This is a genomic window from Paraburkholderia sp. BL6665CI2N2 (genome assembly GCF_004366535.1).
Lineage (GTDB): Bacteria > Pseudomonadota > Gammaproteobacteria > Burkholderiales > Burkholderiaceae > Paraburkholderia.
The window spans coordinates 5,754,081-5,772,586 of sequence record NZ_SORC01000001.1 but is presented as its reverse complement, the minus strand read 5'-3'; the positions used below and the strand labels follow the sequence as shown (position 1 = coordinate 5,772,586).

At 58.3% G+C, this 18,506-nt stretch carries 15 protein-coding genes and 2 pseudogenes; 15 read left to right on the top strand and 2 right to left on the bottom strand.

Annotation, left to right across the window (positions count from 1 at the left end):
* Nucleotides 1–24 precede the first annotated feature (24 nt).
* Nucleotides 25–1,428, bottom strand: coding sequence for an ethanolamine permease (gene eat, locus B0G81_RS25900; protein ID WP_134138951.1), 1,404 nt, complete (start codon nt 1,426–1,428; stop codon nt 25–27).
* A gap of 306 nt (nt 1,429–1,734) precedes the next feature.
* Here eat and B0G81_RS25895 point away from each other — a divergent pair, with 306 nt between their 5' ends.
* The 15 genes and pseudogenes from B0G81_RS25895 (at nt 1,735) to B0G81_RS25825 (ending at nt 17,487) form a co-directional block, all read left to right on the top strand.
* Nucleotides 1,735–2,217 carry a GyrI-like domain-containing protein gene (locus tag B0G81_RS25895; RefSeq protein ID WP_134138950.1) on the top strand — a complete coding sequence of 161 codons (483 nt, stop codon included), beginning with the start codon at nt 1,735–1,737 and terminating at the stop codon, nt 2,215–2,217.
* Between the two features lie 760 nt (nt 2,218–2,977).
* Nucleotides 2,978–4,255, top strand: coding sequence for a reverse transcriptase family protein (locus tag B0G81_RS25890; RefSeq protein WP_347877467.1), 1,278 nt, complete (start codon nt 2,978–2,980; stop codon nt 4,253–4,255).
* Between the two features lie 246 nt (nt 4,256–4,501).
* Nucleotides 4,502–4,864: pseudogene (locus tag B0G81_RS25885) on the top strand (DUF3375 family protein); the annotation flags it as partial.
* Nucleotides 4,840–5,109, top strand: a complete 270-nt coding sequence (locus B0G81_RS25880) for a hypothetical protein (protein WP_134138946.1) — start codon at nt 4,840–4,842, stop codon at nt 5,107–5,109. The pseudogene B0G81_RS25885 and the gene B0G81_RS25880, both read left to right, overlap by 25 nt.
* A gap of 880 nt (nt 5,110–5,989) precedes the next feature.
* Nucleotides 5,990–6,481: a hypothetical protein gene (locus B0G81_RS25875; protein WP_134138944.1), complete on the top strand. Its 492-nt coding sequence runs from the start codon at nt 5,990–5,992 to the stop codon at nt 6,479–6,481.
* 471 nt (nt 6,482–6,952) lie between these two features.
* Nucleotides 6,953–9,913, top strand: coding sequence for a type VI secretion system Vgr family protein (locus B0G81_RS25870; RefSeq protein ID WP_243856587.1), 2,961 nt, complete (start codon nt 6,953–6,955; stop codon nt 9,911–9,913).
* Nucleotides 9,914–9,945: 32 nt separating this feature from the next.
* Nucleotides 9,946–12,036 carry a hypothetical protein gene (locus B0G81_RS25865; RefSeq protein ID WP_121306912.1) on the top strand — a complete coding sequence of 697 codons (2,091 nt, stop codon included), beginning with the start codon at nt 9,946–9,948 and terminating at the stop codon, nt 12,034–12,036.
* Nucleotides 12,037–12,080: 44 nt separating this feature from the next.
* Nucleotides 12,081–13,160: an SUMF1/EgtB/PvdO family nonheme iron enzyme gene (locus B0G81_RS25860; RefSeq protein ID WP_134138942.1), complete on the top strand. Its 1,080-nt coding sequence runs from the start codon at nt 12,081–12,083 to the stop codon at nt 13,158–13,160.
* Nucleotides 13,161–13,210: 50 nt separating this feature from the next.
* Nucleotides 13,211–14,143: a DUF3592 domain-containing protein gene (locus B0G81_RS25855; RefSeq protein WP_134138940.1), complete on the top strand. Its 933-nt coding sequence runs from the start codon at nt 13,211–13,213 to the stop codon at nt 14,141–14,143.
* Between the two features lie 42 nt (nt 14,144–14,185).
* The gene (locus B0G81_RS25850) at nt 14,186–14,575 is read left to right on the top strand and encodes a PAAR domain-containing protein (protein WP_134138938.1); all 390 of its coding nucleotides are present in this window, start codon (nt 14,186–14,188) and stop codon (nt 14,573–14,575) included.
* On the top strand, nt 14,572–15,072 hold the full coding sequence (locus tag B0G81_RS25845) for a DUF4123 domain-containing protein (RefSeq protein WP_158608132.1): 501 nt from the start codon (nt 14,572–14,574) through the stop codon (nt 15,070–15,072). Before B0G81_RS25850 ends, B0G81_RS25845 begins: the two co-directional genes overlap by 4 nt.
* Complete coding sequence (locus tag B0G81_RS25840; protein WP_121306916.1) at nt 15,065–15,415, top strand: hypothetical protein; 351 nt, start codon at nt 15,065–15,067, stop codon at nt 15,413–15,415. The genes B0G81_RS25845 and B0G81_RS25840 overlap by 8 nt, the downstream gene beginning before the upstream one ends.
* Complete coding sequence (locus B0G81_RS25835) at nt 15,415–15,999, top strand: restriction endonuclease fold toxin 5 domain-containing protein (RefSeq protein ID WP_134138936.1); 585 nt, start codon at nt 15,415–15,417, stop codon at nt 15,997–15,999. The genes B0G81_RS25840 and B0G81_RS25835 overlap by 1 nt, the downstream gene beginning before the upstream one ends.
* Before the next feature lie 28 nt (nt 16,000–16,027).
* Nucleotides 16,028–16,747 (top strand): immunity 52 family protein, encoded by a 720-nt coding sequence (locus B0G81_RS25830; protein ID WP_243856793.1) that lies wholly within the window; start codon nt 16,028–16,030, stop codon nt 16,745–16,747.
* A 23-nt stretch (nt 16,748–16,770) separates the two neighbouring features.
* The gene (locus B0G81_RS25825; RefSeq protein ID WP_166679061.1) at nt 16,771–17,487 is read left to right on the top strand and encodes an Imm52 family immunity protein; all 717 of its coding nucleotides are present in this window, start codon (nt 16,771–16,773) and stop codon (nt 17,485–17,487) included.
* Here B0G81_RS25825 and B0G81_RS25820 read toward each other — a convergent pair.
* Nucleotides 17,372–18,482, bottom strand: a pseudogene (locus tag B0G81_RS25820) (type VI secretion system Vgr family protein). The gene B0G81_RS25825 and the pseudogene B0G81_RS25820 overlap by 116 nt on opposite strands.
* Nucleotides 18,483–18,506: the final 24 nt, after the last annotated feature.

Here is an 18,506-nt window from a genome sequence, read left to right as displayed (position 1 = left end):
CTGCTCGCGCAGCGGCTCGATCCGTCATTCCTCGAGCAAGGCGTCCGCCGGCGCGGCTTCGCGTTGATGGCGCGTCATCAGGAAGTAGACGTAGCCCAGCGCGAGAAAGATTGCGAACACGATCGCCACCAGAAAATTGAAGTAGACCATCGTCGCCAGACAGATGACCGCGGCCACCAGCGCGAACGCCGGAAAGACCGGAAACAGCGGCGCGCGGAACGGTCGCTCCATGTTCGGCTCGGTGCGGCGCAGCTTGAACAGCGACAACATGCTGATGATATACATCACGATAGCCCCAAATACGGACATCGTCACGATGTTCGCCGTCAGCGTCTGACCGCCGAACTGGATCAGCTCGTCGCTGTAGATCGCCGCAATGCCGACCACGCCGCCCGCAATGATCGCGCGATGCGGCGTCTTGAAGCGCGGGTGCACCTTCGAGAGCCACTCCGGCAGATAGCCGGCGCGAGCCAGCGCGAAGATTTGCCGCGAATAGCCGAGGATAATGCCGTGAAACGAGGCGACCAGCCCGAACAGGCCGAGCCACACGAGCATATGCATCCAGCCGCTATGTTCGCCGACGATATATTTCATCGCCTGCGGCAGCGGATCGTTGATGTTGGACAGCTTGGTCCAGTCGCCTGCCGCGCCGGCAAACACCATCACGCCGATGGCGAGCACCACGAGCGTCAGAATGCCGGCAACGTAGGCGATCGGAATCGAGCGCTTCGGGTTCTTGGCTTCTTCCGCGGCCATGGCCACGCCTTCGATCGCCAGGAAAAACCAGATGGCGAACGGAATCGCCGCGAACATGCCGTGAAACGAACCCATGCTGAAGGTGTCGGCACCGGACCAGCCGCCCTTGGTGAAATTCGACCACTGAAAGCCGGGCGACACGACGCCCATGAAAACCAGCAGTTCGAAGATCGCGAGCAGCGTCACGCACAATTCGAACGCCGCGGCGATCTGCACGCCCACGATATTCAGCGCCATGAAGATAAGGTAGGCGCCCATCGCCGCGTGTTTAGGCTCGAGACCCGGAAACTGCACGTGCAGATACGCGCCGATCGCAAGCGCGATAGCCGGCGGCGCAAACACAAACTCCACCAGCGTCGCCGCGCCGGCCAGATAACCGCCCGTCGGGCCGAACGCATGGCGGGCGTAGGCGAACGGACCGCCCGCATGCGGAATCGACGTGGTGAGCTCGGTGAAACTGAAAATGAACGTCGTATACATCGCGGCAATGAAAATCGCCGTGATGACAAAGCCGAGCGTGCCGGCGCTCGCCCAGCCATAGCTCCAACCGAAATATTCACCGGAAATGACGAGGCCGACCGCGATGCCCCACAGTTGCCACGTGCCGAGCGTCTGCTTCAACTCGTGATGCGTGACTTTGCCGACGTGCTGATTCTTCGACTCTGATTTCATCGGACGCTCCCTGATAGTGCCGGCAGCCCGACGCCGCAAGGCTTTGCGGCGCACGGGCGGACAGGCTTGAGCCGATAGTAGTGAGCCATTATTCGAGGTGTTATCGAAATTCGGCAAAGTTCTGGGCGGTTCGGTGTCAGCGGGCACTTAATTGAGTATCACGTTCAGCGTGCATTCGACTGAAGTTCGCAGGGTTTCGTAAAGGGGCGCGTGGTACTTTCGTCCGCATCCGTTCGACAATTTTTGTGCTCATTTGTATTCACCACCCATAGCCGGTTTCGGCCGGCACTATCAGGAGACGATCACATGACGATGCGTGAAGTGGTGATTCGTCACGTGGAGCCGATGGAAGTTTTGTCGGTCGATCACGTTGGGCCGTATATGCAGATCGGCAAGGCGTTCGATGCGCTGTTCGGCTGGCTCGCGAAACACAATTTACTCGCGGCTGAGATGCGCATGATCGGTGTTTACTACGACGATCCCGGCGTTGTTGCAGAAAGCGAGTTGCGCTCGAAGGCCGGTGTGTTGTTGCCGCATCCGGTTCAGGCGTCCGTGACGGTGAGTCCGCCGGTTTCGGTGGCGCATGTGAGAGGTGGTGAGTACGCGGTGTTGAGGCACCAAGGACCGTATAGCGATATGCGTGCCGCGTATGAGTGGCTGTACGGGACATGGCTCGTGCAGTCCGGGCGAGAAGCGGCCGATGCGCCGGTGTTCGAGGAGTATGTGACTAGCCCGAAGGATACGGCGCCTGCGCATCTGATCACGGAGATCTGTTTACCGCTGGCTTGAGCGTATACCTGCCCGGATTTGCGCGCTTGCGCAGCATGCCCTGCAGGTGCCTCTCTGGTTTTTATAGTCTTTGTATATGTATACGTAGTAATAGTTAACAAGCCTCGCATCGTGCTGTGGATAACCTGAAACTTCGTTGACGGATCAAGGCACTGCGGAATCGATAACCCTGCGGAGCGCGCGCGGACAGGAACACGGAGCCAGGGACAACTTTTGTGCGACCTGGCGACGCGGCGTTCTTATCAAGGTTCCACCCACAATGTGTCAGGTGGCTTGTACAAGAGTTGTCCAGAGGGAGCTGTGGATAACCAGAAGGATCTGGCGTCGCCCAGCCGCATCTTGTTGACTCTGCACGAACATACGCTGTGTCAGTTCCGTGCGACGACGCGACCGTCAGATTTCCGCCGTCCATCTATGGCGAAAAATCGCTTCATACGGCCAACGCGTTGACAAGCTCCGGGTGGCTCGCTTATCGTCGCCACGCGGGACGGCTGGTCAAGCACGCTTGGATACAGGCCGCATCGGTTCCGGGCACTACGGGGCTACCCCGTGGATCGACACTCCTCCGCAGTTCATCGCATGAGCCTCAGTTGCGCGTTGCGCAAATCCGCTCACGCAGCACAAGACGCGTTGACTGGCCGCCCCGCCTTCTTTTGCTATGTCCTTATCTTCGCTGCAACACGTCACTTACGCGATTGCCGATGCCATGCTGGCCGGCCCGGCCGAGCCTGCGGGAATGGTCGAGCGGATGACGCTCGCATTGGGCGAGGCCGCCGGCTGGATGAACGGATTGGCCCGCCACGTGGCGAAGAGATTTGCTGCGCGGTGGGATAGCGTCGGGCGCAAGGAGTTGTCGACGGTCGTGGCCGGGATGCCCGGCTTCGTTTCAGCGTGGCGCAGCGAGCAGCCGCCGACCGTGGTTCGCGTGCTGACGCGGCCGCCTTTTCAGCGACCGCCTCCGCCGTGGTTGCGGGACGTAACGCTGCCGCAGCTGCCGACACTTGGCGATCTGGCTGCGTGGTTAAAAGTCGAACCAGACGAATTGCAATGGTTTGCCGATCGCTGGCGCGTGCCGGCACACAGCGCTGCGACGCCGCTTCACCACTATTCGTACAAGGCGATCGAGAAGTGCGACGGTCGATGCCGGATCATCGAGATTCCCAAATCGCGACTGCGGGCTTTGCAACGCAAAGTGTTGTCAGGTTTGCTCGACCGTGTTCCAGCTCACGAATCGGCGCATGGTTTTCGACGTGGCCGGAATATCGTGACCTTTGCCGCGCCGCATGTGGCGAAAGCGGTGGTGATGCGCTTTGATCTCACCGACTTCTTTGCGTCAGTCCATGAGGGACGCGTTTACTCCGCTTTTCACGCGTTGGGCTATCCGCTCGCCGTTGCAAGGACATTGACTGCATTGTGTACCAATCGTATCCCGAGTAGCCGCTTGCTCGCGCCGGATGTGCGCGACCGGATCGATTGGCAGGAGCGGCAGCGTTATCGGAACCGGCATTTGCCGCAGGGCGCGCCGACGTCACCGGCGTTGGCGAACCTGTGCGCTTTTCGGCTCGATCTTCGGCTTGCGGGTCTGGCGCGTTCCGTCGGCGCGAGTTACACGCGATATGCCGATGATCTGGCGTTTTCCGGTGACGAAAATCTTGCTTGTATGGCGGAGCGCTTAACCGTTCGTGTCGCGGCGATTGCCCTTGAAGAAGGGTTTTCGGTCAATCTGAGGAAGACGCGCGTGATGCGGCGCGGTGCGCGGCAGCATCTGGCCGGGGTGGTGGTTAACAGCCATGCGAATGTGGCGCGGCCGGAGTTCGATGCGCTGAAAGCCTTGCTGACCAATTGCGCACGGCATGGGCCGCGCTCGCAGAATCGGGATGATCATCCGGGGTTTCGGGCGCATCTTGCGGGGCGGGTTGCGCATGTGGCCATGGTGAATGCGGCGAGAGGTGCGAAGCTGGGGGCTTTGCTCGAGCGGATTGAGTGGGATGAGGAGAGCGAGGTTGCGGCGGAGTCTAACGGTAAGGCGACTCGCTGAGGATTCGGTCACGCCTAGGGTCACGGGCGGCAGTCCATGCCAAATACATGGTTCTTCATTGACCCTTGACTTGCGGAAATCATTCAAACAACGGCATCGGCAGTCGTTCCTCCTCGCAAAACCTCGTTCCATAACTGAGGACCATTCAGCGCATAGAATGCGAAGAGTAATCATGGTATTCGCTCGCGTCGAGCAGTAGGATGCGAACGACGAATTTGACCGTTTTCGCTCTCCAGCCCTCGCGCCATGGATTTCGACTATTCGACGCTCGACGCGTTACGCCAGAATCATCCGGCGTGGCGCCTGCTGCGCTCAGACCACGCGCCGCTCGTGGCAAGCTTTCTGCATCGCGTTTTCACCGCGCCTAATGTGCGCGTGATATCGCAAGCAGATCTGGCCGAAGCGCTCGAGGACGAACTGTATGCGTTGCGCGAACAACTCGGTACCGCAACCTTTCCCAAAGCCGCTACCGATTACCTCACTGACTGGAGCGCCAACGATAAAGGCTGGCTGCGCAAGTTCTATCCTCAGGATTCGGACGAACCACATTTCGATCTCACACCCGCTACGGAAAAGGCGATTGCGTGGCTTGGCACATTGACGGCCCGTATCCGATAGGCGCTCTGTCCGGGATCGCCTGCACGGTGGCCGGTCGCGGCACAATTTTCACCGATTTTTCTCTGATCGACGGGCGCCAGCTCAGCCTCAGCGGCTTCAACACGCGCATCGTGACAGCAATTGCGAAGTCGCGGGGCATTCGTATCGACTACGACAATCGCTGCGCTTCGGGCGTCGGCATTCCATCGCACGACCCATCGGCTACCGCATTGGCCGCGTTCTTTGGAGACACATAGTGATCGGAATGCGCGCAACTCATCCCTGTGCTGCTCTTCAGGCATGAACTGGCGTAGCCGCGGAGGAATCTGGACGTCCGCTTCCTGTCGCTTTGCCCCCTTGGTCCAAACGCTGCCAGGCCGCTCAATTGCCGCAGTTCCTTGTGGATCAGCATGCTGGGCGACGACGCCGCGATAGCGCCGGTATGTCTACCTTTACCCCGTCTCTTATAAGAATCGTCGCAATTGCTTATGTTGGAAACCGCTAGATCGAACATCAAATCTGTTTGCCATCAGTTCGAAGATTCATTGCATGCGTTTGTCTTTCACGAAATACTCCATCCTCGGAGCGATGCCGTCGGCCGCTCTTGCTTTTTGCTTTTCCTGCCTGCGGCCAAACGGGCCAACCGCCCGAAGTCAAAGCGCTCGTTAAAAAATCGATTGCCGATCTAGCTGCTCCAGGCATCGCCAATGCGACGCGTGGCGTCCCATTAGACATCGAAACCTAGCGAGAACAATGGTCAGCGGCTTTTTCGACAGTATCGGTCGGTTGCGGACCTTCAACAAGATCGCGGCAATCCGCAATAATCACTTTTACACCGCTCCGTCATTCGACTTCCGCCCTTTCCACGTATCAAGGGCCTATCACGCGTTGTCGATTGACGCTCGCTGTCGACGAGATATTGGCAGCGACCTCGCTGACGGGCCGCTGCCCTCGTCGTAATAGTATTCCGCCGGCAGTAGAGCAGGATTCTGTTGAGTTTATGCGCGATGAATCAATATCACGTTTTGTTGCGGACAAAGCCCGGACTGTCGTGCAGAATACTCTTTCAGCCTATTCGTGTTTGTCCGAATAAAAAATCGCTACATTATCCAGGTCGTGGAAGTGCAAGGAAGTGCCGTGCCTGATGTCTTCCACGAGTTCAACTTTCTTATTCCTTATATGAACAGCCTACCCCAGACTATCGAGCCAGAACTGATCGTGCGTGGCAGCCGCTTTGCAATGCCGGCTCTCGGTATCATTTTTCTCATTATTGTCGGGTCTTACATCGTCTTTGCGCAATCGAACCCATTCATGAGTTTGGGCGATGTTTTTATGGTCTTCCTCGCACCTCTGGCTGCCTTGGTAAGCATGAATTTCACGACACGCGCGGTTTTCTATGTCGATCGATGCAAGGTGGGTCGCACCACGATTCTTTACGAGAACATCGCTTTCGTAAGCCGGGGGCGCTTTCTGCTGGTGATCCGGTATAACCGTCCGAATGAAGCGCGTACCAGTCCGCGTCGAACTGCACTGTCATTCTATGAAATGCGTCGACACGAACAAGAAAAGTGTCTGGATATTTTACATTCGCGTCTGACTGAAAAGGCCGTTTTAAACTCCCGTTTCTGAATCCGCGCTACGAGCGCAGTTGCGACGCCTCCCGCCGATCGCTTGTGTTTTTGCGGCGATTAATTTCTCTTCTCATCAGGTTAGCGCGATCGATCGGCGGGTTGCGAGATGCTTAAGCGCCGGTCCGCTTGGCGGGCACAAGCGCCATGCGGATGTTCAAAACTCGAATACAAAGTGTGGCGTCTTTCCTCGGCCGACCTGTCTCTCCCTTCGCTATAAGAACTGGAGGCAGTGAAGCCACGTGCCGAGAGCGACTAAGCGTGGCCACTTTTTGGTCATCGTGGTCGCTTCCAAAATGAACGATAATGCCTGTCGAAGCTATTTCAACGAGTACCTCACGACTGCCGCCATGCCTTGCTATTCTTTGACCCGCCGTACCGCTTTTAGCTTGAATTCGAGCGCGTCTTTGTCGGCTTTGCGTTGCGGGTCATCGCGAACTCCCTACTTGAGTTTATCTGTCCAGCAAGGGATTTGTTCTACGAGGGCAAGCTCATTGCCACGAATCATCTTGCTTACTGGGCGCCGGTTACATTAACGCCCAAGCTCTCAAGAAAATATTTCCGACCTTCAACATTTAACAATTTTACAGGAATTTATTTCCGGTCGCGGCCGCCTTTAAATGGAACGGATAGCGACAGTCAAAGGGAATGTTTACCATCCGCTATCATCAGACTTAGAATCTGCGGGCTGGAACCAATGCGTGACAAGACGGGGTGTAAAAAAATGGGCGCAGCTGACCTAATCGATCAAATTCGTTCGGGAATTTTCCAGAATGAGCGTTTGCTCAAACTGGATACGCCTATCGGCGCGAATGCATTGCTTGTCCACCGAGTGGTGGGAAACAGCCGCGTAGGCCGCGATTACGCATTCACCGTCGACGTCGCGTCTACAGACGAAAACATCGAACTCAAACGGCTTATCGCGCAGCCCGTTACGCTATGGATCCAGCAAACCGACAAATCGTATCGCCCAGTGCACGGCTTCGTTCACACCGCTCGCCGGCTCGGCTCAGATGGCGGGTTGACCAGCTATCAAATTGCATTTGCATGCTGGTTGCATTTTCTGCGCTTCAGAAGTGATGCGTGCATCTGGCAGGACGTCACGGTTGATGAAATCATTACTGACGTATTCAATCAGCATCCTCAAGCCCAAGGCGCTTTTCGCTTTGCGCTGAATAAGCCGCTTCAGCCGCGGTCATTCTGCGTTCAGTACGAAGACGACTGGAATTTCGTCAATCGTTTGATGGAAGCCGAAGGCTGGTACAGCTATTTTGAACAGGCCAAAGACGGACAGTCGCACAAGTTGGTGGTGACGGACAATCTGGATTCGTTCAAACCTGCTTCACCGCAAAACGTGGCGTTCTATCGGGCGGGCACAAACAGCGAAACCGACGCGCTCGTTCAATGGTCCGGTACCCGAACGCTGCAAAGCACCTCGCTTGTCACGAGTACATTCGACTATAAATCGCCGCAATATGCGAAAGGCACCAATATCCCGACGGTCGGCAATCAAGGTTCATTGCCTTCGCAAGCGGAAGTTTATGAATATTCCGGTGCGTACACTTATCGCGAGCAGGACCGTGGCGACGCGCTTTCGAAGATCCGCATGGAGGAGTGGGAGTCGCGCGCCAAGCGATTCTATGGCGTAGGCGCAGTGAGGCGACTCGATGCGGGGCAGTGGTTTGAACTCCGCGATCATCCGGATCATTCAGATGGCAACGAGCAGGAGCGGCAATTCGCCGTGCTCGCAGTGGAGTGGGTGATCGAGAACAATCTGCCGGTATCACGTGGCGGTGCCGATTTTCCGCATAGCCTCCAGAGTAAGGTCAACGCGACGCGCGCCGATTTCGGCCCAGTGCAGCCGTCCGCGCTGATTCCGAGCGGCGACGGCAGCACCGGCTTTTTCATGGCGACCATTGAGGCTCAGCGGCGCAGCATTCCGTTTCGCAGTCCGTTGGACCATCACAAACCCGTCATGCCGACGCAGACCGCAACGGTCGTCGGTCCCTCAGGTGAAGAAGTCTTTACGGACTCGTTGAATCGCGTGAAAGTCCGCATGCACTGGGACCGGATCAATAGCGGCGACGAAAAGGCATCCTGCTGGGTGCGCGTGTCATACCCGAATGCCGGCAGCAACTGGGGGGGCGTCTTCGTGCCGCGCATCGGTCAGGAAGTCATCATCACGTACATTGACGGCGATCCTGACCGGCCGCTCATTACAGGCCGCGTCTATAACTCCGCAAGCTCGCCGCAGTGGCACACGCACGGCCAGCTGTCCGGCTATAAGTCAAAGGAACATAAAGGCTCGGGGTATAACCAGCTAGTGCTCGACGATTCCACCGGTCAGAATCGCGCGCAGCTTTACAGCACGCAAACCGCAGCACAGTTGAATCTCGGCTATCTGGTCTCGCAAACCGACAACACGCGCGGCGCATTCCGCGGCACGGGCTTCGAACTTGCCACCGACGCCTACGGCGCGATCCGCTCGCAGAAAGGTCTCTACATCAGCACGTTTGGCCGTCCGGGTGCGAGCGGTGAGCAACTCGACGCCACCGAGGCGCGCGGTCAGTTGACCGCAGGTCAGCAGTTGTTGAGCGCAACGGCGGACACTGCGCAACAACACGGTGCAGCCGATATGCAAGCGATCGACTCGCTGAAGACGTTCACAAATGCCACCCAATCCAGCTACGGCGGAAGCGCTTCGCCCGCCTTGTCGGCTTCCTCCGCGCAGGGACAGGAGACGTCGGGCGGCACTGGCCAAGCCAACGGGTTCAGCGATCCCGTGCTGTTGCTCGCTTCCCCCAAAGGCGTAGGGATCACCACGCCGGAAAGCGTCCATATTCACGCGGGCGAGAACGCGACGATATCCGCGAACACCGATATCAATGTTGCGATCGGCAAGAGCCTCGTCGCAAATGCGGTCGATAAGATCAGCCTGTTCGCATACAAGCTCGGCATGAAACTGATCGCCGCGCGCGGCAAGCTCGAGATTCAGGCGCAGACAGACGGCATTGACGTGCTTGCGAGCAAAGGCATCAAGATTTCATCCTCCACCGATGCCATCCAGTTGAGTGCGGAAAAAGAAATTCTGCTCACGTCGGGCGGTGCCTATATCCGCATCAGCGGCGGAAACATTCAGGTTCACGCGCCGGGCCAGGTGGATATCAAAGGCTCCGAACATTCGTTCACCGGCCCGACGCGCTACGACGGGCAACCCGCGGCATTGCCCAAGAGTGTGGTCAACGACCAGCAATTCATCCTGAAGGACGAGACCACCGGCAACGTGATGCCGCTCGCGCCTTACCGCATTGAAAGCGGCGATGGTCAGGTGCTGGCCCGCGGCATTACCGACGCCGAGGGCAAAACCGTGCGGGTCTTCACCGGTACTAAGGAACAGGAGTTGAAGATGTTCCATGAGGACGACTGGGTCTAGGAACACAACCACATAACGGGCGAGTTGAGACCATGAGCGAACAGAAAGTCGCGGGGCAGAGTTGCACCAACGACCAAACGGGAAGCGTTGCGGATGCCAAAGCGCAACAGGTACCGCTTTACTTCTTCTATCCCGAGACGGCCGAGCTTTTCGAATGTCCGGTCGAATCGATCGAGCCCGTCGCGAACGAAATCGCGTTGATGAGCAAATTGTCCGAGGACCTCATCGAAGCCCGTCAGCAACTTGGCGCGGCCCATGCCAACTGGCTCGATCAGCAAGGCAACGTCGCCCTCCGGCCGCAACTCGAAGCGAGCCTCAAGGCCGCGATACAGAAGGAAGAAGCCGCAACCCAGGCCGTCCACAAGGAATTGACCGATACGCCGGCATTCAATAAGGATGGCGTATGGGAGCTCATGCCGCTCAAGAAATTCAAATCCGGCACTGAAGCCTATGTTGGTCAACGCTTGACTTATGTTCGTTCGTCGAAGGTCGCGAATCATTTCCGCCGCTACAAGCTGGATTCGGATAAGCCGCAGCTCAAGTCATTTTTGAAGAAAGACCCGTCGACCGGAAAGTACGAACTCGACCACGACAAGATGAATGACAAGCTCAACTCGGCGTTGAAGAAGACCAAGTATCACGAGTGGAAGACGGATCCGTTAGGATGCGACTGGACATTGCAAATGACGGCTGCGTTCAATAAGAACGCCAATTTCAAGTCGCCGGACGATCCCGACGCGATGAGCGAGTTTTCCGGTGGTGCGCAAATGTTGCGGCTTTTCGCGGGAGCCGGTGCGAGCGCGAAGGTCGAGAGCACAGTCAAATCGTTCGACGACGCATTGCACCTGCGCGGCGAAATTGCCGTGTCTGCCAAAGGAAAAGGCGAAATTGGCGCGGTCCTCGCCGACGGCAATCTTCAGGCCAAGTTCTTCCTGCCATCGAAAGCGGGCCTGCAACTCTGGATTCCCGCGCCGACGCAAGAGGCTTCCGGCGCATACTCGTGGGCCCACACGCCGGATACCGATCTGGGCTTCTTTCGTCTCGCCGCCACGCTGAAGGCCGGCGCTTCGTGCGGCGCCAGTCTGCTTGCTGAGGGCGGCATTGAATTCAAGCTGGGTCGTGACGGCAAGACCCAGCAAGTGCGAGGCACGCGTGCCAAGCGAGACCTGGCGCAAATGAAGACCGCCAAGGTCGACGTCACGAAGGTCGAGGATAAAACAGACGCCGGGGGAGACCTCAAGGCGTTTGTAGGCGTCGAGGCCGAAGCATCGATCGAAGGCGCGTTTCAGTGGCGGCGCCCCGAGGAGAAAAGGGATAAATGGACCGCCTTCGCGTCCATCAAGCCCGGCGCCAGCGCACAAGCCGGCGCGGGCGCGCAGGCCGCGTTCCATATCACATACGACGGCAAGTTCCGCATCCTGATGAAAGCGGGACTATGCGCCGGCGTCGGTTTGAAAGGCGATATCGAAGCGGTGGTCGATGTCGTCTATATGGGCGAATTCGTGTGGTGGGCCAAGACGCAGATTGCTTACGCCGGGGACCGGAATCTCAAGTACTTTGCCGACACCGCGTTCAAGACGTTCTGTGCCATGTGCACGCTGGCCATCGTCACCGGCCGTGAAATCGGCAACTACGTCGGCCAGCAGGAGCGCGAACTCATGTCGGCCTTGCAGGAATTCGTCCGAACCAAGCCGAGGCAGTTTATCGAGGCCATTCACAACGCGAACGATGCGTTGCTCAACAGTCTCGCGGAAGTGAAGGGCTATCTGGTTTACGCACTAAAGGCGATCGGCGATGAATTCGAAGATCTTCGCCTCGAAGCCGCGTCGGCGATCAGCCGTATCATCGCGGCCGCGCAGGTGAAGAACGAAGTCAAGAATGTTTATCAATCGACCTCGCCTGACTTCAGTCAACAGGGCGATGCGCAGTTTGCGCGTGCCGAGATCGGTCGATTCATCGGCATGGATCAGTTGGCGATGCTCGAGAGCCAGCCTCGCGACGCACCCGCCCCCGGCTTTCGCTTTGCATTCAACGACACGCCCAGGTATGCCATGCAGGAAGGAACGAATGTCGCATGGCTCGATCCGACTCGCACCGCGGGCACTGATACCCAGATAGCTTGACAGTCAGTGGCAGTTCAAATAACGAACAAGAGGAGTTGCGTTTCATGAGTCATCTGTCTTACCGCGTGTCGGTGAAGCCATTGAAAGTAGTGGCGGCCGTGGCCGTGCTACTTCTGTCACGCGCCGCTCTTGCAGACAAGATCGACGCGAATGCGCCGGCCGACAGGACCCGCCTGATTCGCGAAATCACGACGCCATCGCCGCCCAAAAGCGTATGGGAACATATCAATGCCGTGTTGAGCTGGGCTCATGGAAAACCGTACGACGACACGGTGCGCATCCTGCAGGACTATTTCAAAACCTTGCCGCCACCCAACGCCGACGAACTGGCCGCCTTGAAGGACCGCCTTCGCAAGGAACTCCTCTATGTGAAGGGGGGGGAGTTCGTGATGGGCGACTTCGGCCCTCAGTCTTCTCCCGAAAAACTCCCCTACTCCGCCAATGACGGTGCCGGACCAGCACACGACGTGGATCTCGATAGTTACTCGATCCTGAAACATCGCGTGACGTTCGCCGATTTCGATCTCTATACACGCGCCAAACATTTGCCGCCGGTTGGAATTCGCGAGGCCTTCGATCTGCAGTATCGCTTTCCGGACTTCCCCGCGGCGTTCGTGACGTGGCAGCAGTCGCGCGACTTCTGCAAATGGGCGGGCGATGTCGCCGGCTTGCCGCTGGATCTCCCCACGGAAGCGCAATGGGAATACGCGGCGCGCTCACGTGGCGAGAAGTGGGTGATTCCGAGCACGGAAGTGCCGGTCGTTGACGGCAAATATGACGTGACCCAGATGGACGAGTTGATCACGGCGAAGGGCAAAGGAACTAGCCCGGCGCCGGAATTCAGCCGACCCGTGGGGACTTACGGCGACAACAAACTAGGCATGTCGGACGTGTTCGGCTACGGCAAGGAGTGGACCTATGACTGGTTCGATGCGAACTATTACAGTCACAGTCCATCGCGCAATCCGCACGGTCCCACGACGGGTACCCTCCGCAGCGTTCGTTATGCAACCGATAGTCGAATTCATCTCGTGATCGACCGGGTCGGCGTGGCGCCTGACAGCGCGAAATCCGACGTGGGCTTTCGCTGCGTACTTAACCGGAGCGAGCCGGTTATGCAATGACTGATCCCCGACAACAATGAGATGCGCCTGCACGCTCCGACCGCCCGCTAATGATGAACTCAACCGTCGCCCAGTCGCCGTATAGTCGAAGCACGCTCGTCATCCTGACGCTCAGTCTCGGCGCCCTACTTTTTTCGCTGTTCTGGCTAGTGTCTTCGCTGATGACCACCCATCGCATGGCGGTCGCCGAAGGGACCGTGGTGAGTTACGACCAAGGCGGCCGAAGCTGGCGTTCGTATCAGCCGGTGATCGTCTTCACGACCGCACATGGTGATCGGGAGCAGATCACCGGCCAGACGTCGTCGACGCGGCCGGCTTACGACATTGGCCAAACCCTGCGCGTGTTCTACGACCCGACGGACCCCGCACACTCGGCGATCATCGACGACTTTGGGCAGCGCTGGTTTCCCATCGGCGTGGTGATGTTGCTCAGTGTTGTGTTTTCGGCGATTGGCGCGGTGATGTTCGTGATCGAGCGCGGGAAAGTTAAACAGGCCACGCCTTTGTCGTACTCGCAGGCGAGACGCAAACGCGGTCGGCAGAATCTGTTGGTCTGCCTGATCCCGATTGTGATCGGAGCTGGGTTTCTGCTGGGCGCTGCCGCTTCCGCGATGCGCGAGCGGCAGATCATTGGGAGTTATAAGCGTACGACCGGGCGAGTTGTCGAAGTACAGGAGGCCCAACGGCCTTATCAGCCGCGCGCGCATATGTATTCGGCGATCGTCGCGTTCGAGACGGAGACAGGGAAAGAGGTCTCTTTTGCGCAGGGGTCGTCGTCATCCCATAACGATCTCGAAAGTGGTGACGAGGTTAATGTTCTCTACGACGCGAACACGCCCGACCGCGCGATGATCGATAGTTTCTGGGAACACTGGGGACTGCCGGCCATTCTCTTTGCGATCGGCTTACCGTTCCTCGCCGTGGGTGTGTTCTTCATCAGCACCGTCGACTTCAGCGGTGGGCGCTACAGCAAACGGACCTAGTTTGAACGTGATTCGACATTCGAAATTGATGGCAGGTGACTTATGACTTCGATCGCATGTGAAGGCGATAGCACGTCGCACGGCGGCAAGATCGTTTCTGCTTCGGCGACCATCGCCGTTGGCGACAGCGGACGGCGCGCCGCCCGGCTCGGTGACCTCGTCCATTGTCCGAAATGCGACGGCACGTTTCCGATTGTGACCTCGCAGAATGCGGCAATGACCGTGGAAGGCGTGCCGCTCGCTTTTCATGGCGACAAGACCTCGTGCGGTGCGGTGTTGATCGCCGCTCAATCCGAGACCACCGGCAATGTACCTGCGTCGATGCAGGGCACGACGGCCGCCGCGGCGGAGTCCACAGTCGCGCCGACGTTGTGTCGCGAGTGCCTCGCTCATGCCGCAGAAACGGGCGCTTCCACTGTCGTGCGCTCATGATCCCGGCGACTCTCGCTGAACGGCTGGAGCGTTTGCGCGCGGATACGCCGGGGCTGCGTGCGTATGCGCTGGTCGATGGCCTGCAGTACGAACAGCATTTCGGCCGCAGCTTGCGGCGCCGCTGGGGCACTGTGCGCACGCTTTTCGCCGGGACAGAAGATGAGCCATTGGCATCCGCTGGACCATGGCTAGTTGACATCGCGCAACCCGATGCCGACGTGGTGGCTTCACTCGATGAACTGGAAACAGCGCGGCCTGGTGTGATGTGGTTGTTCAGCACGCAGGATATCGAGTCGCTCGTGCGGACACTGCAACGCAAGCTCAACAGCAAACTGCCGAATGGCAAGATTGCGTTGCTCCGGTTCTGGGATCCGCGTGTTTTCGTGCCGCTCTTCAATGCGCTCGACACCGAAGGACGTCGCGCTTATTTCGGCGATGTGGACGAGTGGCACGGCCTTGCGGAAGGCAAACGCTTTCACGTCTCTCACCATGCTTGAACTGACCGCAGACCAATGGGCCGCTTTGTGCGCAAGCGACGAACGCAATTTTGTCGCGACGATTCGTGACGATATCGTGCGCGACGCCCCGCGCTATGCCAGCGATCCGACCTTGCTCGACCGCCTGATGCGGGCGTATGGGGACGCTAAGCGCATGGGGTTTCAGCAGGACAAGGAGCTGGTGGAGTTTCTTTATATCGAAGCGGATGTGCCGGAGTTTTATCGCAAGCCGGGGATCGCGGCTTGGCTTGCGAAGCCGGGACGGCCGATCGAGGAGCGGTTTGAAGATCTGCTGGCGGTGACGCGGCGGAAGTTGATTGATCGGGATAAGGAGAAACGCTGATGGCTGTATTGGCAATTCCGCTCATCGAAGGAGCGGGCGCGTTGCTTGCCGAAGCATTCCCCGCTTTCCTAGGCGGGACCGCTACGGCGGGAATCCTGTCGCTATCCGGCGATCAGGCGCAAGACAGGAGCAAGACCCAACCGGTCGCGCGAACCATGCCGAAAACGGATGAAGCGTGCAAGAAGTGTCCACCGGATGCGGGTAACCTCGTGACGCGGAACTGGAATATGTCAGATACCTCGCGCACATATCAGGCGCAGGTGACGGGCTTCGCGCCGAATACGGAGTGGAATTTCAGCGGGCTCGACTTCGATGGGTTTCGTGCGTCGCTCTGTCAGCTGGAAGAGGCAAAGGCGAATTATGATCAGTTTTTTGATCCGGAGACGGGCAATCCAAAGCGATTTTTCCTGATTTCTGGTGTTGAAAAAATGCGCAACCAGGCGAGAGAACAAAACCTGGTTGCGGCGGCCAATACACCGGCGCTGTTGCATTGGTACTTCATGCAGCCGCTCAGCTATCGGTACTTCACGCGCAGTTTTCGCACCACCGCGCCGCTGGTCAACACAGAATTAAAGCCACTTTAATGAGCACGAGCACAAAACGTTGACGAACATGGCCTTTCATTTGAATATCGATGTCACCTATCGCCTAGCTGCCTCGCAATTGCCGACCATCGAGTCGGAATACGATCGACTTTGGCAGTTTGCAAAGGTCCTGACGCGAGCCGGCTTACCCGTGGACAAATGGTATCCAGCAGCGGATACGGAAAAAGCGTCACTGCTAAACGCTGCCTTCGATGCCAATGGACCGACCAGCGCGGCGATTGCCATGGCGAAGAATTCCGCTTTATCCAATGGCACCAGCGTCAGGTCGCTCGGGGTATGGAATGGCTTGGAGGGAGACGGTGGAGCTGCATTTTCCGACTCGCAGGGCATTGATAGCGTGTGCTCGGTGACCTTCCAGATGGAAGGCATCGTCGGATTTCAGCAGACAACCCTGGTGGCGGACGTTGTTTCGGAAGCGGCGCGCATCTGGTCCGCGTCGAGCGTTCAGGTCGGGCCATTCAAGTATTTTTCACAGCAGCAGGTCTTCGAAAAACGACCCGGCGCCGGTTGGATGCTTTATTTGCCGAGAGTTTTCACCGCGCAGCAAGTGCCCGAGGCTCGCGACCTGATTCCGGTCATGGATGTTAAGCAGCGGATAGGCACCCTCATCGTCAGCGTTGTCGATGAGCCTTTCTCTGCTTCAAATCCGGAACATGTGAAGATCGCCAACGCAATTGAAGAGCGATTGGTCGACCAAGACTTGCTGCCCTTATTCACTGAACTTTAGCTCAGATGAAATCGGCCGATACTATGAAATTCAGTCTGAACCTTGAATTGGCATTTCGTCTGGCGGAGCCGGTGTTGCCCGCCATCGAAACCGAATGCGCCTGGCTGTGGGAGTTCGCAAGCGTGTTGCAACGCGCGAATTTGCCGATCGACGGTTGGTATCCGCCTGCGAAAAGTGTAAAGGCTTCACTCCGTAATCGTGCTTTCAATGCGTCAGGGCCGACCACGGCTGTAATTGCGATGGCCAAGGCCGAGAAGCAGGACAACCCGGGGGTGCGCTCGTTCGGTGCCTGGAATGGAATCGAAGGTAACGGAGGCGCAGCTTTTACGGACCATTTATCGGTGAGTGGTCTGTGCACCTTGAGCTTGCAAACAAAAGGCGTCACGGAGATGGCAAGGCTTGAAGTCGTGGCGTATATCGTCAGCGAAGCGACGCGTATCTGGCCGGCGCTGAGCATTGAAGTGGGGTCGTTTATATACGCATCGGAACACAAGGTCTTTGAAAAACGACCGGGTGCCGGTTGGATGCTTTATTTGCCGCGTGTTCTCACGTCACGGCAAGTGCCGGAAGCCGCTTCCCTTATTCCTGTGATGGATGGCGAGTTGCAGAAAGGGACGATAGTGGTCAGTGTCGTCGATGAACCGTTTTCGGCGGCGAAGGAGGAGCATGTGGCGGTCGCGAATGCGATTGAACTACGGTTGGTCGATCAGGATTTATTGCCGTTGTATGCCGAACTGTAGGTCGGACTGAAATTTGGCGGACGAGGCGACCTTTAGCCTTCAACACAGGTCTTTTGCACACTGCGGCGTCATCCAGACGGGCGATTGGCTTGCCCGCCAGTTTGAGTTCGGCGCGCCCGACGTTGCCGGCTTCGCCCTGATCGACGATGCTAGTCTCCGACGCCTGCGCCACCGACGCGCTCTTGTAGTCCCAGCTCGCGCGCTGCACGTTGCCCGGCACGAGCTGGCGCGAGGCCGACCACAGCGTGATCAAGTCGCGCGCTTCGGTGGCCGCGTCGCGGTGATAGCGCACCATGCCGGCCGACGACTGCGGCAGTTTCATCGGGTCGTCCAGCAGCACCAGCGTGTGCATAGGTGACTCACCGGCGCCGTCGGCCGATGGGGCCGCGCCCCGCTTGCCCGCCGCCGTGAACCACGCGATGCCATCGCGACGGCAGCCGCCGGATGAAATCCGCGTCCGACTCGTGAAACTGCAACAGCGTCTCGCGCACCGGATACTTCGCGCGATCTAGCGACGACAGGTCGAAATCGAACGCCCGCGCGAGCGCCGGACTCTTTTTCTGCCATTCGCCCAGCAGCTTCTCGATCACATCGGGCACACTCAGCGTGCGGAAGATGCGCGTATTGGTTCGCCCCTCCAGTACCGATAACGCATCGCGCATAGTCAACTGGTAGGTCGCCAGCGACCCGTCCGACTGGCCCGCGCGCGCGTCGGTGACGATCGCGCAGATCGGGTGCAAGGCGCCACGGTCGGTGACCATCTGCACCGACAGCGGCAAGCCGATGAACGCATTGAGCGGCAAGTCCGCGCGCGTCGACAGACACGTCACGTGACCCACGATGCCTGAGCACAGGCCCTCGCTGATGTCGATGCGATGCGCGATCAGCACCTGCTCGAGGCTCGACTGGGCCGAGCCCCAGTGCAGGCGGAAGGCGCGGTTGCTTTGCGTCAGGGACGGAGAGGCGAAGGCGCGGAGCAGGTCGGAGGGGTTCACGGTGGTCTCTTTTGGGGTGGCGCT